A 2,399-nucleotide genomic window follows, 5' to 3' on the forward strand; every position below is an offset into this window, starting at 1 on the left:
GTCCGATTCCCCTCCAGAGCGTGACGTGCAATGGACCGAGAGCGGTATTGAAGGCGTATGGCGCTTTGTGCAAAAAGTATGGCGTTTGGTGGATGAGGCGCAAGCCATCATTGCAAACGATGCCGATGGGGCAACCGACAATTTTGACACTGAAGCCCTGCTCAAATCTGCCCATCGCGCGGTTGATCAAGTCTCTGATGCTTATGAAAGCCTTCGCTTTAACCGCGCTATCGCCCAATTGTATGAACTCACCAATGTGTTGGGTAAGGCCGTCGCTACGGTAAAACACAATCCAACAGTTAAAGAGCGCGCCGCCATTCGTACAGCCACCACATTTTTGGTAAAATTGTGCAACCCAGTGGTGCCACATGTGACCGAAACATGCTGGGCACATCTAGGCAACTCAACCATTTTGGCCGACGAAAGCTGGCCCGAGGCGGATGAACAGTACCTAAAAGACGATACGATTATTTTGCCCGTTCAGGTCAACGGCAAACGACGTGGTGAAATTGAAATCATCAAAGACCTGCCCAAAGATCAAATCGAAAATGCCGCCTTGTCACTGGATGCTGTTTCGCGCATCTTGGACGGACAGCCCCCTAAAAAGGTCATCGTTGTCCCAGGTAGGATTGTTAATGTCGTTGTTTGATCGCAGAGCTTCCGCGCTGATTTTGGTGTTGGCCAGCACAATGCTGCTGGCCGCCTGCACGTTGCGTCCCATTTATGAGGAATATGAAGGGGGCGAATATGCCCTTTTATACCAAAATCCAACCTCCCCGATTGAACAAACGATCATTCAAGATCTAGCATTCAAACTTGGCCGTTCATTTACGCCCGACTATGCGCTCAAACTATCAACCACAACATCTACCCGTTCCGTTTTTGGTGTCGAGTCAGAATTCACCCGGGCTGAAAATGAGGCAACTGTGCGCACATCATTCGTGCTCACCAATATCAACACCGACAAAATTATTGCCAAAGGCGAGCGCTTTTCGTCTGCGATCTATCAATCAAGCGACCAGAAATTCGCCAATAAAACAGCGCAAACAGATGCCTACCAGCGGGCTGCAAAAGACCTCGCCCGCCAATTGGAGCTTTTGATTGTATTAGCGATTAACGAGCAAAAACCTTGACCGCATTAAAAGCGCGAGACGTTGATGGCTTTTTGGCACGTCCCGATCTCACCTCAGGTCTGGTGCTGATTTATGGTCCGGACGCTGGCCGTGTGCGTGAAACAACTGATCGTTTACAAGCCCATTTTCACGCCAAAGATGCCGACCCCATGTCACTGGTTAGTCTGCAATTTGGAGATTTTGAGAATCCAGGTGAACGAATTGCTGTGGAAGCAAATACCCGCTCCATGTTCGGAGATCTGCGCGTTATCCGCGTCCGCGGCGCCACAAATGCCTTCGCCAAAGAAATCGAACAGACCGTGAAGGATGGATTTGACGCGGTTTTGTTGGTCGAAGCGGGTAATTTAACCCCAAAAGACGCCTTAAGAAAACTGGCAGAAGCACAAAAATCTGCGCGCGCCGTTCCTTGCTTTGCAGATGACACCAGAAGCCTTACCCAATTGGCGCGGCAAATGTTCGACAACGCTCAAATTCGGATCGAAAGTGATGCCCTACGCGCACTAATTGATGTTCTGGGCAACGATCGTCAAATTACACGCCTCGAAGTTGAAAAACTGATGATATTTGCTCAGGAGAGCAAGCAGATTTCATATAATGACGTCATCGCCCTTTGTGGCGATAACGCAAGCGAAACAATGGATGAGGTGCTGGACAGTGCGGGCACTGGACATGTTCAAAAACTAGACACAGCTTTAAGCCGCGCCTTTAGTTCAGGCACACATGCTTCTGCGATCCTAACTCGCGCCCTAATGCATTTTTCAAACTTGCGCGAGATGCGCGCGTCCTATGATTCAGGTAAAACTTTACAAGAGGTGATGAGTTCGGGGCGCTTCCGCGTTCACTTTTCAAGAAAGTCGTCCATCGAAAGCCAAGTACGTTCATGGTCGGCAAAAAATTTGGCCATAGCATGTGCGCGTCTACAAACTACAGTGCTAGACACACGCATGAACGCTAACCTGGACACCGAACACACACGCCAAGCCTTATTGGCAATTGCCACAATCGCCGCTAGAAATTGATTGCAATCAATTTGCAATTTCCAAAGTACATAGATTTGGTAACACCGCAAAAACCTCATCGGTACAACCCTGCAGCAACGCAGTAAAACGGGCTCTGTGATCGTTCTGAGCATGAAAAGTCGGGCTATGGGTCGTCAGCGAGTCTGTGGCGCACGTGTATACGCTGGAGTTCAAGCGCCATATACTGGTAACATCTTGAAATATCAATAGAAAAATTGACTATCTCTCTGAATCTGTCCCAAATCGG

The 2,399-nt window shown here is 49.0% G+C and carries 3 protein-coding genes; all 3 read left to right on the top strand.

Annotated features, from left to right (window positions below):
* Positions 1-649: class I tRNA ligase family protein (locus Q0231_RS00125; RefSeq protein ID WP_299343530.1), on the top strand; the 649-nt coding region annotated here is incomplete at its 5' end.
* Positions 636-1,133 carry an LPS assembly lipoprotein LptE gene (lptE, locus tag Q0231_RS00130; RefSeq protein WP_299343532.1) on the top strand — a complete coding sequence of 166 codons (498 nt, stop codon included), beginning with the start codon at positions 636-638 and terminating at the stop codon, positions 1,131-1,133. The genes Q0231_RS00125 and lptE, both read left to right, overlap by 14 nt.
* On the top strand, positions 1,130-2,152 hold the full coding sequence (holA, locus tag Q0231_RS00135; RefSeq protein WP_299343534.1) for a DNA polymerase III subunit delta: 1,023 nt from the start codon (positions 1,130-1,132) through the stop codon (positions 2,150-2,152). Before lptE ends, holA begins: the two co-directional genes overlap by 4 nt.
* The last annotated feature ends 247 nt before the right edge of the window (positions 2,153-2,399 follow it).

This window comes from uncultured Maritalea sp. (assembly GCF_937139385.1).
Taxonomy (GTDB): Bacteria; Pseudomonadota; Alphaproteobacteria; order Rhizobiales; family Devosiaceae; genus Maritalea; species Maritalea porphyrae_A.

Coding starts and splice junctions, on each gene's coding strand:
- lptE (WP_299343532.1), top strand. CDS start 636: ATGTCGTTGTTTGATCGCAGAGCTTCCGCGCTGATTTTGGTGTTGGCC.